At 42.5% G+C, this 17,408-nt stretch carries 21 protein-coding genes; 17 read left to right on the top strand and 4 right to left on the bottom strand.

Features of this window, described 5'->3' with window-relative positions:
* Positions 1-423 precede the first annotated feature (423 nt).
* Positions 424-927 (bottom strand): preQ(1) synthase, encoded by a 504-nt coding sequence (queF, locus tag F461_RS0114255; RefSeq protein ID WP_020001838.1) that lies wholly within the window; start codon positions 925-927, stop codon positions 424-426.
* Between the two features lie 158 nt (positions 928-1,085).
* On the opposite strand from queF, the gene F461_RS0114250 reads away from it, so the two are divergent.
* Together F461_RS0114250 and F461_RS0114245 are read left to right on the top strand one after the other, a co-directional pair.
* Positions 1,086-1,724: a queuosine precursor transporter gene (locus tag F461_RS0114250; protein WP_020001837.1), complete on the top strand. Its 639-nt coding sequence runs from the start codon at positions 1,086-1,088 to the stop codon at positions 1,722-1,724.
* Positions 1,725-1,855: 131 nt separating this feature from the next.
* Positions 1,856-2,953 carry a linear amide C-N hydrolase gene (locus tag F461_RS0114245; protein WP_071161790.1) on the top strand — a complete coding sequence of 366 codons (1,098 nt, stop codon included), beginning with the start codon at positions 1,856-1,858 and terminating at the stop codon, positions 2,951-2,953.
* A gap of 51 nt (positions 2,954-3,004) precedes the next feature.
* Here F461_RS0114245 and F461_RS0114240 read toward each other — a convergent pair whose 3' ends face one another.
* Entirely contained in the window at positions 3,005-3,217 is a 213-nt protein-coding gene (locus F461_RS0114240) for a hypothetical protein (RefSeq protein WP_020001835.1), read from the bottom strand.
* A gap of 254 nt (positions 3,218-3,471) precedes the next feature.
* Between F461_RS0114240 and F461_RS0114235 the strand changes: the two genes are divergently transcribed.
* On the top strand, positions 3,472-4,308 hold the full coding sequence (locus F461_RS0114235; protein WP_020001834.1) for an MBL fold metallo-hydrolase: 837 nt from the start codon (positions 3,472-3,474) through the stop codon (positions 4,306-4,308).
* Positions 4,309-4,458: 150 nt separating this feature from the next.
* Here F461_RS0114235 and F461_RS0114230 read toward each other — a convergent pair whose 3' ends face one another.
* Together F461_RS0114230 and F461_RS0114225 are read right to left on the bottom strand one after the other, a co-directional pair.
* Positions 4,459-4,914 (bottom strand): hypothetical protein, encoded by a 456-nt coding sequence (locus F461_RS0114230; RefSeq protein ID WP_020001833.1) that lies wholly within the window; start codon positions 4,912-4,914, stop codon positions 4,459-4,461.
* A gap of 71 nt (positions 4,915-4,985) precedes the next feature.
* The gene (locus tag F461_RS0114225; RefSeq protein ID WP_020001832.1) at positions 4,986-5,795 is read right to left on the bottom strand and encodes a phosphoribosylformylglycinamidine synthase subunit PurQ; all 810 of its coding nucleotides are present in this window, start codon (positions 5,793-5,795) and stop codon (positions 4,986-4,988) included.
* A gap of 274 nt (positions 5,796-6,069) precedes the next feature.
* On the opposite strand from F461_RS0114225, the gene pyrG reads away from it, so the two are divergent.
* The 14 genes from pyrG (at position 6,070) to F461_RS0114155 (ending at position 17,350) form a co-directional block, all read left to right on the top strand.
* Positions 6,070-7,704, top strand: coding sequence for a CTP synthase (pyrG, locus tag F461_RS0114220; protein ID WP_020001831.1), 1,635 nt, complete (start codon positions 6,070-6,072; stop codon positions 7,702-7,704).
* A gap of 199 nt (positions 7,705-7,903) precedes the next feature.
* Positions 7,904-8,728: a 3-deoxy-8-phosphooctulonate synthase gene (gene kdsA / locus F461_RS0114215; protein WP_020001830.1), complete on the top strand. Its 825-nt coding sequence runs from the start codon at positions 7,904-7,906 to the stop codon at positions 8,726-8,728.
* On the top strand, positions 8,718-9,239 hold the full coding sequence (locus F461_RS0114210; RefSeq protein ID WP_020001829.1) for a KdsC family phosphatase: 522 nt from the start codon (positions 8,718-8,720) through the stop codon (positions 9,237-9,239). The genes kdsA and F461_RS0114210 overlap by 11 nt, the downstream gene beginning before the upstream one ends.
* Entirely contained in the window at positions 9,240-9,827 is a 588-nt protein-coding gene (gene lptC / locus F461_RS0114205; RefSeq protein WP_020001828.1) for an LPS export ABC transporter periplasmic protein LptC, read from the top strand.
* Complete coding sequence (locus tag F461_RS0114200) at positions 9,827-10,354, top strand: LptA/OstA family protein (protein ID WP_020001827.1); 528 nt, start codon at positions 9,827-9,829, stop codon at positions 10,352-10,354. Before lptC ends, F461_RS0114200 begins: the two co-directional genes overlap by 1 nt.
* Positions 10,355-11,077 (top strand): LPS export ABC transporter ATP-binding protein, encoded by a 723-nt coding sequence (lptB, locus tag F461_RS0114195; RefSeq protein WP_020001826.1) that lies wholly within the window; start codon positions 10,355-10,357, stop codon positions 11,075-11,077.
* 200 nt (positions 11,078-11,277) lie between these two features.
* Positions 11,278-12,705, top strand: coding sequence for an RNA polymerase factor sigma-54 (gene rpoN / locus F461_RS0114190; protein ID WP_020001825.1), 1,428 nt, complete (start codon positions 11,278-11,280; stop codon positions 12,703-12,705).
* Positions 12,706-12,756: 51 nt separating this feature from the next.
* A complete protein-coding gene (gene hpf, locus F461_RS0114185; protein ID WP_020001824.1) occupies positions 12,757-13,293 on the top strand; it encodes a ribosome hibernation-promoting factor, HPF/YfiA family in 537 nt (178 codons plus the stop codon).
* Between the two features lie 8 nt (positions 13,294-13,301).
* Entirely contained in the window at positions 13,302-13,751 is a 450-nt protein-coding gene (locus F461_RS0114180; RefSeq protein ID WP_020001823.1) for a PTS sugar transporter subunit IIA, read from the top strand.
* Between the two features lie 12 nt (positions 13,752-13,763).
* Positions 13,764-14,654, top strand: coding sequence for an RNase adapter RapZ (rapZ, locus tag F461_RS0114175; RefSeq protein WP_020001822.1), 891 nt, complete (start codon positions 13,764-13,766; stop codon positions 14,652-14,654).
* A 32-nt stretch (positions 14,655-14,686) separates the two neighbouring features.
* Complete coding sequence (locus F461_RS0114170; protein WP_020001821.1) at positions 14,687-15,121, top strand: PTS sugar transporter subunit IIA; 435 nt, start codon at positions 14,687-14,689, stop codon at positions 15,119-15,121.
* A 3-nt stretch (positions 15,122-15,124) separates the two neighbouring features.
* Entirely contained in the window at positions 15,125-15,580 is a 456-nt protein-coding gene (locus F461_RS0114165) for a PTS sugar transporter subunit IIB (RefSeq protein ID WP_020001820.1), read from the top strand.
* A gap of 337 nt (positions 15,581-15,917) precedes the next feature.
* On the top strand, positions 15,918-16,298 hold the full coding sequence (locus tag F461_RS18765; protein ID WP_020001819.1) for a hypothetical protein: 381 nt from the start codon (positions 15,918-15,920) through the stop codon (positions 16,296-16,298).
* A gap of 137 nt (positions 16,299-16,435) precedes the next feature.
* Positions 16,436-17,350 carry a manganese-dependent inorganic pyrophosphatase gene (locus tag F461_RS0114155; protein WP_020001818.1) on the top strand — a complete coding sequence of 305 codons (915 nt, stop codon included), beginning with the start codon at positions 16,436-16,438 and terminating at the stop codon, positions 17,348-17,350.
* The last annotated feature ends 58 nt before the right edge of the window (positions 17,351-17,408 follow it).

Genomic DNA, 17,408 nt, shown 5'->3' with positions numbered 1-17,408 from the left:
ATATTTTTACGTAGGTAAAAATTCTACTATTACAAATAAAAAAAGCTCCAGCATATTATGCAAGAGCTTTTTTAGGAAATAAACATAACCATAGAGCAATGGTACAAGTTGAAGAAATGTATTTCTGTTTGCCACCATATCTATTGCTATAAGCAAATTTATAACAATAAATTCATGTCATTGCATCTAACTATGCATTATCCGCAGGCAGCACTGAATAAATTCCGTTCACCACTTGCTGAATTTCAATCATCAGTTATCAAAGCAAGATAACACACACGACTTGTTCCGGACAAAGAATTATGAAGTCGCTTTGCCTGAATTAACGATAGCACTCACAAAACTTACAGGCACGTTACAAGCGTTACCAATAACAGAATCATAGAATGCCGCGCTGGTAATGATTTACCCCATGCAAATTAGTTATGAAGAATGACGGCTGGCTTCTTGTTTCCATTCAGAAACAATAGTTTTAACTTCTTCGATATTTTCAGCTTCAGTATCAAAATGTTCTGCAAAAACGTGTAGAGTAGTAGCACCACGCGGGCTGAAAAGCCCCTTCACACGACACCAGAGAGGGTCAAGCGCTTCTACAAAATCTTCAAGCATTGTGTTCGCAATGGTTTCCATAAAAGACTGATGATTACGATATGCAAAGAAGTACAACTTGATACTTTTGGACTCTACAATACGTTCCTTAGGAATGTACTCCACAACAATAACTCCAAAATCTGGCTGTCCAGTCATTGGGCAAAGAGAAGTGTATTCGGGAAACTCCACGCTTACAATATATGGACGATTAGGATAGTTGTTCGGAAATGTTTCAAGAATTCCGGAATGAGGACCTTCTAACTGATATGTAGTCTCACCACCTTTGCCGAGGGCTTGGAGGTGGTCAGTTTTATCCTGACTTTTAGTTGTAGTCATAGTAAATTCTCCTTGTAATATACGTAACCAACGTTAGTTTGACTTCCTAAAACACAAATGGCAAGGGATGGCTAATAAATTATTCGCCCGGGACTGTTTTCCCGACCGCGAAGGGCGTTATGCCCATCTTAGGACTGTTGATCCCATGGAGTTAATGTATGGATTCTTTTAATCGCAAGGCATTTGCTTTGCTGTTCAGCCTGTTTATTGGCGGGCTTGTTGTTGCAGCGCTTATTGCAAGCAAAATTATTATGGTCGCTGGTTTTGCAGTACCAGCCGGAGTGCTGGCATATTCTCTGACCTTTATCGTTTCAGACGTTGTAAGTGAAGTATGGGGAAAAGACTGCGCAAACGACATTGTACAGTGCGGCTTCATCACACTTGTTATGACATCAGCACTTGCATGGATTGCTGTTGCATGGCCTGCAGCACCATTCTGGAACGGGCAGGAGAGCTTTTCAGCTGTTATCGGCAGCACCCCGCGTATTGTTGCAGCCTCACTGGTTGCCTATCTTGTCAGTCAAAAACACGATATCTGGCTTTTCCATTTACTAAAAAAAAGAACGAACGGAAAACATCTGTGGTTGCGTAATAACGCATCAACTGTAATTTCCCAGCTCATTGATTCCACAATATTTGTGACCATAGCCTTCTGGGGAATTTTACCTGTTGGTGAAGTCATTCTTGGTCAATGGCTGGTAAAACTGGCAATTGCAGTTATTGATACTCCAATTGTATACATGCTGTGCTATGGACTAAAAAGACAAATTCACACAGCAGACGCCATAGCATCATAAAAAAATTTAAGTTGTTACTCACTCAAGGCAGCACTTTGTGCTGCCTTTTTTGTTACTCATCGGTCTAAACTACGCTTTATGCTATGCTCCCTTCACCATATTCAATTCCAGAATAATAAAGGTGAGAACATATGCAAAAGATTACACATTTTTTCATAGTAACCTGTTGTGCCATCTGCTTGCTAAACACTGCAATAGCGCAAGCTTGCACAGGAGTAAGAGTTCAATCAACAGACGGAGCAGTAACATTTGCCCGAACATTAGAATTTACGACCTCGCTTAAATCGAATCTACTCTTTACGCCTCGAAGACAACAATGGACAAGTCCGACACCTGACGGAAAAAAAGGAATGACATGGGAAAACAAGTATGCATTCCTTGGACCAAACGGATTGAATGAACCGCTACTTCTTGGTGGAATAAATGAAAAAGGACTATATATTGGAGCGTTTTGGTTCCCAAAACTAGCTAAATATCAGGAAGCAACCAAAGATGAAATAACAAAGGTTGTTGCCCCAAGTATATTCACTGCGTTACTTCTTGGCACATGTGCCACGCTGGATGATGTGCGAAATAAAATTGCACAAATAAAACTTGTCGGTGTTATCAATACAAAACTTGGCATGGTACCTCCTTTGCACTGGTATGCAATGGACAAATCAGGAAAAGCCCTTGTTATTGAGCCTATTAGCGGAGAGATTGTCATTACAGAAAACCCAGTAGGTGTTTTCACAAATGCGCCACAATTTTCATGGCACCTGCAAAATCTATCAAACTATATGAATCTGACATCAAATAGTTGCAAACCAAAAAAAATTCATAGCTATACAGCAACATCAATTGGTCAAGGATCTGGTATGCTAGGCCTCCCAGGTGACTTTACGCCACCTTCGCGATTTGTACGTGCTGCCTTACTGAGTAATGCAACAGATCCTGTAAGCACTGCAGACGAAGCCATAAATCAAAGCTTCATGCTTATCAGTAATATATCCATTGCAAAAGGTCTGGTAAAAACAATTCAGCACGATAAAAAACCGTCCATTGATTATACACAATGGACGGCAGTATACGATCTAACACGTCGCAGATGCTATTTTAAGACATACGACAATCAAGATGTACGCGTAGTACATTTAGATAAACTACCACATGACGGGAAACAAATTTTGACTATCCCGATGTGGAATTCAAAACCAGAATATAAAGATGTGACCGGGCAAGCGAAGTAGCATTTACCTTCTAATCTCAGTCAGATAAAAAAAGCGAGTAGTGCTGAAGCACTACTCGCTTTTTTTATCTTCAGTCGCGTCATCTTTTTTATTCACTGCCAACTTTTGCTTAAGCCAAGGACGAACAAATAAAAAATACATCAGAGCAGCAAAAACAACTACGACTGTATCTAAATATTTTCTTATAAACTCTGGGTGGAACATATATACGCCACCTGCAATACAGGCTGCAGTAAAAATAAGGTATATTCTATTACCCTTCATACAAAAACTTCCCCTGTGTGAAAAATATTAATTTCTTCTATGGGATACAGAAGAAGTTCATTTCCTGCAAGGGAAGTTTACGAATGTGCAGCGATACCTCTGAAACAAAAAAAATTAGGCAGGGCTTTTGTTATTCTTAGTTTTTTATTATCAAGAAAACTTCTAGCTACAAAATGAAAGATACAGCAGCTAGCAATAATATTTAGAATCCTCAAAGCGCCCGTTAGGATCTGCGTATCTAAAGGACAATACACATGCTTACATTAACTATCCTTATTGAAAATACATCATATAGAGATGATCTACTTTCTACAAAAGGACTTTCTATTCTTTTGGAAGACGGTGACGAGAGGGTACTCTTTGATACCGGAACTGATGGGGCATTTTTGAAAAATGCCGAAACACTGGGTATCCCGCTTGAAAATATTGAGCATGTAGCACTCTCACACGGCCATTTTGACCATGCAGGGGGTATTCCGGCGCTTTGTGATTTGTTTGCTAACAGTGCTCAACGCCCGACACTCACCTGCCATCCGGACTGCTTTATTGAACGTTATTCTGGAAAGCTCACTGGTGGGCGTCCTGTTCTAATAAAAAAGCTCGATGCGGGACTGGATGAAGCAACCGTACGCGCTAATTTTGTAATGTGTGACTCCAAAGAACCACAACATATTGGCTCAAAATTTCTATTCTTAGGTGAAATCCCAAGAAAGCCATCATTCAAGGGTGGCGGAGCATTCGGTATAGTCAAACAGGGTGAAAACTATATCGACGATTTCCTTTACGACGATACAGGAATTGTGTGGAAAGGTAAGGAGGGGCTGGTAATCATAACAGGCTGCAGTCATTCAGGAATATGTAACATTGTCGAAAGAGCACAAGACGTTACAGGCGAAAAAAAAATTGCTGCAATTGTTGGCGGACTACACCTGAGAGCCGCAAGTATCGGCCATGTGTATGAAGTTCGAAATTTTTTCCAACGCGTCGGAATACAGGAATCCTATGCCTGTCACTGTACAGGGAAATGGGGAAAACTTTGGCTGCCAAATAACAAACGAATTACAACCGGTGATGTTCTCCAATTTCAATAACTGGAGAATATACGATCTCAATAGAAGCTAACATTCCGAAGGAATGCAGTTAACAATTGTGATTAATTTCTTAGGAAAATATATCTGCATCAATGAGCGTTCCTTGTACTTCGTAATCGTCTGCTATCGTATACTACCACACAAATATGATTACCGTTGTAAGGTAGGCACTCCGTCTTCGATTGAGTATCGCTCGTTCGCAGAGGTCGTTGGAGTAAATTTGTTTGGATCGTTAACAGGAACAACTTCAAAAAGCTCAATATGGGTGAGAGGAATAAATGTACTACGCCCATCGATGCCCAAAATTTGTAATGTAGCTTTGTCAGGAACATTCCATTTCGTGCACCGGAACGAGGCAGATCCACCGGCAAGATAATATACGGTCAAGGCGTACTCTACAGGATCTGCATACCGCGCAAAGTTAGCTTCATTAAATGCATTGACACTGGCTTGCGTTGTTTCAATCCAATGTAGCAGTGCTGCTTTTTTATTTTCCAGCGTGTTATGTTCAGGGCATAACCCGACATGCTGTGTTAAAGGAGTGGTAGGGAGGCCATATGTAAAGCCCCCAATAGAATCTTTTTTACAAATAAAACAAGGAATCATTTCCACTCCTGAAAAATAAAATAGTGGCTCCGACCAGAGTCGGAGCCAACTGATATTATATCACAAAGCTGCTAGAGACTCTTTAAGTAGTCTATGCCGTTTTTGATTAACACGGTACCGAGCTCCGCCGTTTTACCAGCAGTCCAGCCCGGATGGTTAGTAGGGTGGTTGTATGCTTCCGGATGCGGCATCATGCCTAAAATACGTCCGGAAGGGTCGGTCAAGCCTGCAATACCCAGAGGAGAACCATTCGGGTTCATTGGGTATTCCTGCGTAACTTCACCAGATTCTGGATCAATATATTGCAAGGCTATCAAATTATTTTCTTGCAGAGCTGTAAGAGTTGCTTCATCTTTAGCGATAATTTTTCCTTCGCCGTGACGCACAGGAATATACAACGTTTTTACACCCTTTGTAAAAACACACGGGCTATTTGCATTAGCTGCAAGATGCACCCATCTATCTTCATATCGGGCAGAATCGTTATGTGATAAGGAAACCTGACGTTCAAAGTATAATCCGTCAATTGCAGGGAGTAATCCAAGCTTTACAAGCAGCTGGAAGCCGTTACAAATACCGAATATAATGCCGCCATTGGTAAAAAATGTTTTAAGTTGATCGAGAAGGGGTTCGCCTTGCTCTGTCTTTGCATGCCGCCAGCGGTTTGCGGCAGCTTGAGCAGCACCCAGATCGTCGCCATCAAGAAAACCACCCGGCAGAATCAAAAAATTGAAATCTGTTAAGCTAGTGTCACCGGAAATGAGGTCTGAAAAATGCTTAATTTCAACACGATCAGCTCCAGAAATCTTTGCAGCGTGCGCGCATTCAACCTCGCAGTTCGTCCCATAGCCGGTAATTACCAGAGTATTAACCTGGGTCATTGCTCAAGTTTCTCCTAAAAAAAGATTAACACGGGGCTTTACAAAAAGTCGCTTTACTTACCCGATCAGTTCGGGTAGTGACTCACGGTTTTTGAAAGCAAAAAAAGTCACCGTTTTAATAATTCGGGACTGATAGTTATAGTTGCGTCGGAGATAACAGTCAACGGCTGACGTAACTTCAAAAAAAGTGTATACGGACGAGATACGTTCGAAACAAATATACGTAACTTTGGTCATTAACTAATTTTTAATAACTTGTTGTAGGCGAGAAAGAATGAAAACTAAGTTTATATTCGTTACTGGTGGGGTTTTATCTTCTTTAGGGAAGGGCCTTTCAGCTGCATCCATTGGAGTCCTTCTTAAAGCTAGAGGTTTAAATGTAACCATTCAGAAACTCGACCCTTATATCAACGTTGATCCGGGCACCATGAACCCGTTTCAGCATGGTGAGGTGTATGTAACGGATGACGGTGCTGAAACTGACCTCGACCTTGGTCATTACGAGCGTTACCTCAACGTTCCTCTTTCTCAGAAAAACAACTACACCTCCGGTTCTATTTACAATACAGTAATCACAAAAGAACGCCGTGGAGACTACCTTGGTGGTACCGTACAGGTTATTCCGCATATTACTGATGAAATTAAAAAATGCGTTCTCAGCCTTGCCAGTGATGATCTTGATGTTGCAATCATCGAAATCGGCGGTACCGTTGGCGATATTGAAGGTCTTCCTTTCCTTGAAGCTATCCGCCAGCTGCGCACAGACCTTGGTCGTGAACAATGCATGTACATCCACCTGACGCTGGTTCCGTATCTTAAAGCTGCTGGCGAACATAAAACCAAGCCAACACAGCACAGCGTTAAAGAACTCCGTTCTATCGGTATCCAGCCAGATATGATCATCTGTCGTTGTGAAAAACCAATCGATGATCACCTCAAACACAAAATTGCCCTTTTCTGTAACGTAGACCGTGACGCAGTATTTTCTTGCGCAGACGTTAAAAATATTTACGAAGTTCCTCTCGCATTTTATGACGAAGGGCTCGATCAGAAAATTGCAATTATGCTTCGCCTCCCAGCGAAAAACGCAGACCTTGCCCCTTGGCAAAACCTGATTCATAACATGAATAACCCTAAAGGCAGCGTGACGATCGGTATTGTCGGTAAATACGTTGACCTTAAGGAAGCATACAAAAGCCTTCATGAAGCATTGGTGCACGGCGGCCTTGCTAACCGTGTTACCGTTGATTTCGTATACGTTAACTCCGAAGAAGTTAACGCTAAAAACGTAGCTTCCAAGCTCAAGGGTCTGGATGGCATTCTTGTTCCGGGTGGCTTTGGACACCGAGGTGTTGAAGGCAAAATGCTTGCCATTCACTATGCGCGTGAAAAGAAAGTACCTTTCTTCGGTATCTGTCTCGGTATGCAACTTGCTGTTATCGAATACGCCCGCAACGTAGTTGGCATCAAAGAAGCAACTTCCGTTGAATTTGATGAGAATGCAAAAGAGCCTATCATCTATCTCATGACTGAATGGTACGATTTCCGTAAAGAAGCCGTTGAAAAGCGTAACGAAGACACGGACAAGGGCGGCACTCTCCGTCTTGGCGCATATCCATGCAAAATTCGCCCTAAAACCAAAGCTCAGGTTGCCTATGGCGAGGAAATGATCTCTGAACGTCACCGTCATCGTTACGAATTTAACAATGCGTACTATACACGCCTTGAAGAAGCAGGAATGAGCTTCTCCGGGGTTTCTCCGGATGAAACCCTCGTTGAAATTGTAGAAGTAAAAGAACATCCATGGTTCCTCGCTTGTCAATTCCATCCAGAGTTCAAATCCACCCCGATGAATCCGCATCCTCTTTTCCGCGAATTTATCAAAGCATCAATAACGAATAAAAAATAACGTTCGCAGCATTGTATCGCGCAGAAAAATCAAACTCTCTATGTATAATGGTGGTTGGATTTTTCACCTTTGCACCGCAATATGCGGGTTTATATTGATTTAAAATCGGAGCATGCGACAGCATGTTCCGATTTTCTCTTTCAATCCCCCATTTATTCGAGTAATTTTACGCTTTACATTCCCAAACAGGATTACCGAAATGAAACATATCAAAAACGGTTCTGCATTATACGCAGAACTGACAACAAAACCTTTTGTATTTGCAGGTCCTTGCGCACTTGAAAGTTTTGAGTTGGCTTTGGAAACAGCATACGCAGTAAAAGAAGCAGCAGAAGCCGTTGGACTGAAAGCAATCTTCAAAAGTTCATACGACAAAGCAAACCGCACATCGCTTTCCAGCTTCAGAGGGCCTGGCCTTTCTAAGGGTATTGAATGGCTCGCCCGCATTAAAGAAGAGACAGGATTACCTGTTGTAACGGATATCCACGAGCCGGAGCAGGCAGCACCGGTTGCTGAAGTTGCTGATGTCATGCAAATTCCGGCATTCTTATGCCGCCAGACAAGTCTTTTGCTTGCCGCGGCTGCTACCGGCCGCGTTATTAACGTCAAGAAAGGGCAATTTGTCGCACCATGGGATATGAAGCCTGCGCTGGACAAATTATTCTCTACTGGCAATAAAAACATCTTGCTTACAGAACGCGGCGCATCTTTTGGATATAACAATCTTGTAGTCGATTTTCGTTCATTCCCTATAATGCAGTCTTATGGTGTTCCCGTAGTTTTTGATGCAACCCACTCCGTGCAACTCCCAGGCGGGCAGGGTGGAACATCTGGCGGTGACCGTTCATTCGTACCGCGTCTTTCCCGTGCTGCTGTAGCCGCTGGCGTTAACGGCGTGTTCATTGAAACACACCCAGATCCGGATAACGCACTTTGCGACGGTCCTAACAGCTGGCCTCTTGCCAAACTTCCGCACCTTCTTCGTGACCTTTCTGCGCTCTGGAGCATGAAATATGAAAGCTGAGAATCTTGCCAAGGATATAAAAGTCATCATCCTTGATTGTGATGGCGTGCTTACAGATGGTGGGCTATACTATGACAATGAAGGCAATGTGATCAAACGATTCAATGTACAGGATGGTCTTGGTATCAAAGCAGCTCAGGCTTGCGACCTTATAATCGGTGTCATTACGGGTCTTGATGCAAAATCCGTTGCAACCCGTATGAATGATCTTGGTATTACTGACTACTATGCAGGACATTTAAAAAAAATGGCCTGTATTGATGAAATCAGACAGAAATATGATCTTGAATGGCACCAAATTGCCTTTGTCGGTGATGACTGGGTTGATTTGGCACCAATGCGCAAAGTAGGGTTGCCTATTGCGGTAGCAAACGCAGTGCCGGAAGTTAAAGAAGTTGCAATTTTACAGACAGAAGCAACTGGTGGAAACGGTGCTGTCCGCGAGGCGCTCAATTTTATTATAAACGCTCAAGGTAAACTTGAGGGTATAATTAACTCCATAGGTGGTTAAATGAGAAAGTGGCTGATTTGGGGAGCATTGTTAGCTTTACTCGGTGGTGGAATATACTACTTGCACAGTTCAGTAGAAGAACAGATTGCAGACAAAGTAAGTGAAGCCATTGGCAATAATGCTAAAACAAATGTGGACCTTTCTTTAAAAGGAATAGAGCTGAAGCAGGGTGAAGCCGGTAAAGAGCTGTGGACGCTGAAAGCTACTAACGGTTGGTATCAAAAAGATGAGAGCATTATTGATCTTGCTGAGCCGGACATTATGTATTTTGTCCAACCGAACCGTGATAAAGTGCATATTGTTGCGCCTAACGGTACCATCAACCAGAATACGGGCGTTGCCCGTTTATGGGGTGATGTGACAGTAGTTAATCAGAAGGGCACCATAACAAGCAGTGAACTTACTTTTGAAGATAAAAAGAAACTGCTCATTATGACAGGTAATGTTATTTTTACAGGCGATGGCTTTAATGGTTCTTCCGACAATGCAAATTGGAATTTAAAAGACAATTTAATTACAGCAACCGGCAATGTGGTTGTTAACTTCCGTGCTGAAAAGCTGGACGACGCGACTGGTGGAGAAAAATAATGAAAGCGCTTTTTCGAATTCTTGTGTTATCTTCTTGTCTCATTACGTTAATTGGTACGGTTGCTATTGCAGCCCCAGCTAAAGATGACGTAAAAGTTACTTCTGAAAAAATGACATACAGTGCGGATGGTCAAACAGTCGTATTTATTAAGAACGTTGTGGTAAAACACCCGCAAGCAGATATCTGGGCCAACAAAGTTACCGTATATTTGCAGGATGATAAAAATGCTCCAAAGTCTGAAAATGTTGGAGGCATGAATCCAGGTAAAATTGAAAGAATTGTTGCCCAAGGTAATGTCCGTATTAAAATGGAAAAGGGCAGACGAGGCACCTGTGATACAGCGACATACACGCTTAATGATGAGCTGCTTGTTATGACTGGGTCTCCAAAGTTAAGTGAAGGCAAAAATACTATCGCCGGCAATATTATTAAATTTTGGGTAAAAGAGAACCGCAGCGAAGTACTCGGCTCTACAAACCAACCTGTTGAAGCAATTTTCTCAGCACCAAGCAAGGCGAAAAAATAGATGTCAGTTATTCAAGCTGAAGGGCTTTGCAAGATTTACGGTAAGCGCGAGGTTGTTCGTGATATTAACCTGCGAATGGAGCAGGGGGAAATTGTTGGACTTCTCGGGCCGAATGGTGCCGGTAAAACAACCACGTTCTACATGCTCATTGGCATTATCAAACCCAATGCAGGCGTCGTGCGTGTAGATGACATGGAAGTGACAGACTGGCCCTTGCATGAACGTGCGCGAATAGGTTTAAGCTATCTTCCACAAGAAAGTTCAGTTTTCAAGAAATTAACTGTCTTGCAAAACTTACAGATTATTCTGGAACAAACAGAACTCTCCCGTAATGACCAGAAAAAACGGGCTGAAGAGTTAATGGAAGAATTTGGTATCGCACACATTCGAGACACTCACGCTATGCACATTTCTGGTGGTGAACGTCGCCGTCTCGAGATAGCCCGCGCATTAATCCGGGATCCAAAATTTATCCTTCTTGATGAGCCATTTGCAGGCATCGATCCACTTGCTGTAGACGACATTCAGGACATCATCCGTAAATTGCGTGATAAAGGAATGGGAGTGCTCATTTCCGACCATAATGTTAGAGAAACATTAAAAATTTGTGACAGAGCAAATCTTGTTTATGAAGGGCAGATCATTCTTTCCGGCACACCGCAAGAAATTGTAGACAACCCTAAGGCGCGCAGTGTCTACCTTGGAGAAGATTTTAGCCTCTAGCACATCGATAAAAAAATATAATCTGCAAATGTGTAATAAAAAAAAGCCCGTTCTACGGGCTTTTTTCTTGGTTGCATATAACTTTTCTATGTGGCAAAAAAGAGTTCAGTTATCGAATTTGGAATGTTTTTTGATAGGCAGTATTCACACATTATATTTCAGCTTTTTAGCTAGTCGAACCACATAGGACATTCTTATATATGGCTCTTGAACTTCGCCAACAATTAAAGCTTACCCAGCAGCTTGTAATGACACCACAATTGCAGCAGGCAATCAAACTGCTGCAACTTTCTCGCGTGGAACTTGCTGAAACAGTTCAACAAGAACTGCTGGAGAACCCTTTCTTGGAAGAGTCTTTGGAAGAAAGTGCTAATCCAGACAAACCGTCTACCGCAGATCAACGAAAAGATGACCAGGAAGCTTATGATAAAGAGCTTTCCAACAACGCTGACTGGGAAGACTATCTGGGTGACTTTTCAAGCACCACCAAACAGGTTTCAATGCGGGAATCTGAAGCACTAGAAGAAATGAGCTCTTTCGAGGCTCGTCTTGCTCCGGCTCCAACTCTCGATGGACACCTAAACTGGCAACTCATGCTTTCTCCACTTACCGAAGAACAAATTCGTGTCGGAGAAATTATTATTGGCAGCATCAGTTCTAATGGATATTTGCACGTATCTTCAGAAGAACTTGCCGAAGTTGCTCAAAGCGACATAGAAACTGTCGAACAGGTGATTACCCTTATTCAACAATTTGATCCTATAGGGGTTGCAGCACGCACGCCACAGGAATGCCTGCTTGTTCAAATTAAAGCCCTTAACTATGACCGGGATCCAATTCTTGTAGATATTGTTACTAATCATCTTGAGGACCTGGAAAAGCGTCGCTACAAACCACTTGCCCGCAAATATAAAATTTCTCTTGAAGATCTCAGAGAGTACCTTGATGTCATTCAAAGCCTTGACCCAATGCCGGGGGCACGGTTTAGCGGTGGGGAAGCACACTATGTTTCTCCAGACGTTTACATCTATGAATACGAAGGGGACTTCATCATCGTCCTTAATGAAGACGGTTTGCCACAATTACAGCTAAGCGAATTAACAGAACAACTCCCGAAAACATCTAATGCCAAAGAAAAAGACTATTATCAGGAGAAGATGCGATCTGCATCCTGGCTCATTAAAAGTCTGTACCAACGACAACGAACTTTGTATAAAGTAGTTGAGAGTATTGTTAAATATCAAAAAGAATTCTTTATTAACGGTGTCACATCGTTAAAGCCACTTATTTTGAAAGATATTGCTGATGATATCGACATGCACGAATCAACGGTAAGCCGTATCACCACAAATAAGTATATTTCGACCCCGCATGGCATTTTTGAATTAAAATTTTTCTTCAACAGTGCGATTGGCCTTGATGATGGTAGTATGGTCGGGTCTGAGAGCGTAAAGGCTCTCATTAAAAAACTTATTAGTGAAGAAAATACAAAGAAACCGTTAAGTGATGAGAAAATCGGAGAGATTTTAAAGGAAAAACTTCAGGTTAACATTGCACGAAGGACTGTGGCTAAATACCGTACCGCAATGAATATCCCTTCATCATCCAAGAGAAAGGTGGTATTCTAGAAGCGAAACCAACTCCCACAGGGTTTCAAAAGTATCCAATTAGGAGGCACCATGAACATCGCTTTCACATTCAAGAATTTTGAGCCTTCCAATCACCTAAAAGCATATGCCAAACGACGCTTTAACAAGCTTGGCAGATTCTTGCCGAACCCTGAACACTTGGAAATGCAAGTCTCACTTTCTGTTGACAATTTCCGCCACAAAGCAGAAATTTCACTTGTATCGGACAACTTAACTCTATCCGCTACAGAAGAATCTGAAGACATGTATGCAACCGTTGATCTTGTTCGTGATAAACTCAAAGCACAGATCATACGTCGTACGGAAAAACTACAAACGAAACGCAAGGGTGCAGAAAAGTTTGTACTCGAAGGTACTTTGCCTCCGGAAGAAGTAGTAGATTCTGAACGAACCATTATTGGTATGGACAACTTTGTACCAAAACCTATGGATCTTGACGAAGCCGCTATGCAGCTTGATGCACTGGATTATGATTTTCTTGTTTTTCTTAATGCTGAAACCGAACGGGTTAATGTGATCTACCGCCGTAAAGATGAAAACTTCGGTTTGATCGATCCCGTTTACTAGGAAATGTAATGAAGCTGGGTGAATACCTAGAAAAAGAACTTGTACTGCCGGAGCTTACCGCCAGCACCAAGCAAGAGGCGCTGGCGGAGCTCTTGGCTCCTGTTGTTGAGAAAAATCCATCTCTTGATGCTGAAGAAATTTTTAACGTGCTTATGGAACGAGAAAGTCTCGGAACCACAGGCATTGGTAATGGCATTGCCATTCCTCATGGAAAACTCCCCTCACTCGATAAAATAGTCGTAGTTGCAGGGCGAAGCTTAGACGGTCTGGACTTTGATGCTCTCGATCAAAAACCATGTAAAATTTTCTTTATGGTACTTGCACCCGAAAACGTTGCAGGAACACATTTACGCATCCTAGCTCAAATTTCACGACTCCTGAAAGACGAGGATTTCAAAAAACTCTTTATGGAATCTGACACTCAGGACGCTTTATGGAACCTTTTAGCTGCTGCGTAAAATGAGTATCCAATGATTTCTGCATCTCAACACGTGATCCCTGTAATCATCATCGCGGGACTCTCTGGAGCCGGAAAAAGTAGTGCGCTAAAAGTCTTTGAAGACATGGCATACTACACAATTGATGGACTCCCGATGTCCATGACATCAGAATTCATGGATGTTCTTACAGAATGTGGCCTTGAAAGCTATAAGGGGATTGTTCTCGGAGTAGATGTCCGGCAATGCTCATTCAAAAGTGAATGGACAACAGCAATTAATAAATTAGTTGCAGACGGATATTCACCAACTGTCATTTTTCTCGAATCACGCGCCGATGTTATTCTTCGACGTTATAAAGAGACCAGGCGTCCGCATCCTTTCGAGGGTAATGGTATTGGCCTTGAACAGGCAATGACAAACGAACGTGCTCTGATGGCACCAGCACGAGCAGAAGCAGATTTTATTTTTGACACTTCAGAGTATTCTATTCATGATTTGCGTCGTGTACTGCAACGCAGATGGCAGTCAGAAGAAAATGATATGAAGGGCCTTAAAGTTCACCTTATGAGCTTTGGGTTTAAGCATAATACCCCTTCTGAAGCAGACATGATTTTTGACTTACGTTTTTTACCAAATCCACATCATGATCCAGAGCTACGCCCATACAGCGGACAGGATGCCCCCGTTGTTTCCTACGTGCTTAAGAACAGTGTGGGACAGACCTATTTACGAAAGCTTGAAGACTTATTACACTTCACGCTTCTGCAAATGGAAAAAGAAGGGCGCTACCGCATCACCATTGGCTTCGGCTGTACTGGTGGACGACATCGCTCTGTTGCGGTAACTGAGGCCATATTCGAATTTTTGAAAAAATCTGACTTTGCTGTTTCAAAAGAGCATCGTCATATCAACTTGGCATAACACCTAAGATAACAATCAATACATATAATCTCATGTCTACCACATTTCCTGAAGAAACAAATATTGGTGTAGTTATTGTTACCCACACAAACTACGGCGCGGCACTGTTAAGTGCGGCTGAAGTTATTATGGGCAAACAACCTTCCTGCGAAACCGTAAGCGTTGATAGCGAAAAAGATGTTTCAGAAACTGTCACAACTATTAAAGCAATGGTTGAAAGCGTAGACCAAGGACGCGGAGTGCTCATTCTTACAGACATGTTTGGTGGAACCCCGACAAACTTGAGTCTGTCACTACTCGGAACCAGACATTTAGAAGTACTGACGGGTGTAAACCTACCTATGCTGCTCAAGGTATTTGGTTGTCGGAGCATGGCTCTTGACCGTCTTGCTATTGAAGCAAAAGATGCTGGTGGTAAAGGTATTGTCATGGCCGGAGAAATCCTGCGAAGCAAGGTTAACGAGTAAATTATGGCTTGGATTCGCATTGATAACCGTTTGATCCATGGGCAGGTAATTGAAACTTGGATTCCATATACCAATGCCAAAAATCTGCTTGTCGTGAACGATGACTTTGCAGATGATGCATTGCGTCAACAAATTGCAACACTCGCGATTCCAGATCGAATTTCTGTAGATTTCATCCATATTACAGAAATTATGGGCTACGCTCAAAGCAACAACCTTCAGGACACACTTATCATCGTCGCAGATTGTGACGATGCAAAGCGTATCCATGATCAAGGTTTTTCCTTTGACTCAATTAACATAGGAAATTTGCACTATGCGCCGGGTAAAAAACAACTCTGCGACCACATAGCAGTTTCAGATCACGACCAAGAGTGTCTGAAATTTTTTGCTAATCACGAGATTATTCTCGATTTTCGCTGCGTGCCAAACCAACCATTACAGATTAAGGGGTTATAGTAATGGATGTTGTTTTTCCTGTTATTCAATCTTCCTCAATTCCTTGGCTTAGTGGCTACGCTTTTTTTTTGCCATTCTGGCTCTGCTGCGAACCAATGTTAATTTAGGTTTTGTTGAGCGCCCGTTAGCTATCGGCTTTTTCTGGGCGATCATAACAGGAGAATGGGAGTTAGCGCTCCCTGCAGCTATTTTCTTCGAGCTTTTTTGGCTCGATCTTTTTCCAGTTGGAACATATATCCCACCTAATGGAACTGCATCACTAGTTGCAACCCTAGCCACAGCCAGCTTTTTTTCTTTGCAATTCCCATCTCAGCTCGTAATTCCCATGGTACTGTCCATGCCAGCCGCCTTGATCAGCCCACATCTGGATCAGGCTCTTCGCCAACGACATAATAAGCATCATAATAAGCTGCTTGCACTTAAAAAAACAGAATTCGACGTTGATGAAGAACTTTTTTTGCATAAAATTATAAGCAAAGCCTTGCTTCAAACGGTCAGTATCAATTTTGTTTTCTTCTTTATCTACCTGCTTGTGCTAATTGGCACGATCTCCGTCGCATACGACGTCCACGGCTCCATCATTGAATGTTCAGGTCTTTCATGGAGCTATTTATGGTTCTTTGCAACTCTTGGTGGGGTACTTTCTCTCAGAGTTCGGCGCGCCTATTATTCCTTCTTTTTTTTCCTCTTTAGCGTGGTAGTTATTACCAATTTGTAAGATTCCACGTAAGAAAAAAAATGCACTAAGTCACACAGTACTACTTGGCAGCGGATTTGCTTTGTGCTATCTGTCACAAACTCAGTTTGGAAATAAGCGTGAACAACGCGTTACAACAATTTCTGGAGGAAATTACCATGGCAGTACTCGTAATGGGACATATGAACCCGGACACCGACTCTATTATTTCTGCAATCGCTGTTGCGGATGCACTCAATAAACGTGGCATCGAAGCTAAAGCAGTAGCGCAGGGCGAAGTTACCCCTGAATCTGCTTTTGTTTTAGAAAAATTTGGCCTTACCGCTCCAGAAGTTGTAACTTCTGTTGCAGGTCAGCAAGTATGGCTCGTAGATACCTCTGATAAAGCGCAGCTTCCAGCAGATATCGACGAAGCAGAAATCTGTGGCGTAATTGATCACCACAAACTGGGTGACATCACCACCTCAAATCCACTTGAAATGTGGGTATGGCCTGTAGGTTGTGGTTGTACCGCAATCAAAGGTTTCTACGACCACTACGGCCTTGAAATCCCTGCTGGCATTGCAGGCGGCATGCTTTGCGCTATTCTTTCTGATACTGTAATGTTCAAGTCTGTAACTTGCACCGAAGCTGATAAAGTGGCTGTAGAAGCTCTCGCTAAAATGGCTGGCGTTGCCGACACAACAGCTCTCGGTATGGAAATGTTCAAAGTTAAGTCTGCAGTAGATGGCGCAACCATGGAAGAACTTGTTTTCCGTGATTACAAAGACTTTGACATGAACGGCAACAAAGTTGGCATCGGCCAGCTCGAAGTTGTTGATCTTTCTCTTCTCGACAGCGTAAAAGCTGGTCTTAAAGAAGAAATTGCTAAAGTTAAAGCAGACGGTCGTCATTCCGTATTCCTTCTTCTCACAGACATCATGAAAGAAGGCTCCGAAATGCTCATCTGCTCTGATGATGCTTCCGTAGTTGAAAAAGCTTTCGGTGTAGCTGGTAGCGAATCCGTATGGCTTGACGGCGTAATGAGCCGTAAAAAACAGGTTGTTCCTAACTTTGAAAAAGCTTTCAAATAGTAGGTAACTTTCCTTGATTTCAAAGCCCCGAAGAGTAACTCTTCGGGGCTTTTTATTT

Origin of the sequence: Halodesulfovibrio aestuarii DSM 17919 = ATCC 29578 (assembly GCF_000384815.1) — a bacterium.
Taxonomy (GTDB): domain Bacteria; phylum Desulfobacterota; class Desulfovibrionia; order Desulfovibrionales; family Desulfovibrionaceae; genus Halodesulfovibrio; species Halodesulfovibrio aestuarii.
Note: the sequence above shows the minus strand (reverse complement) of the source record. Positions and strands in the feature narration are given on the sequence as shown.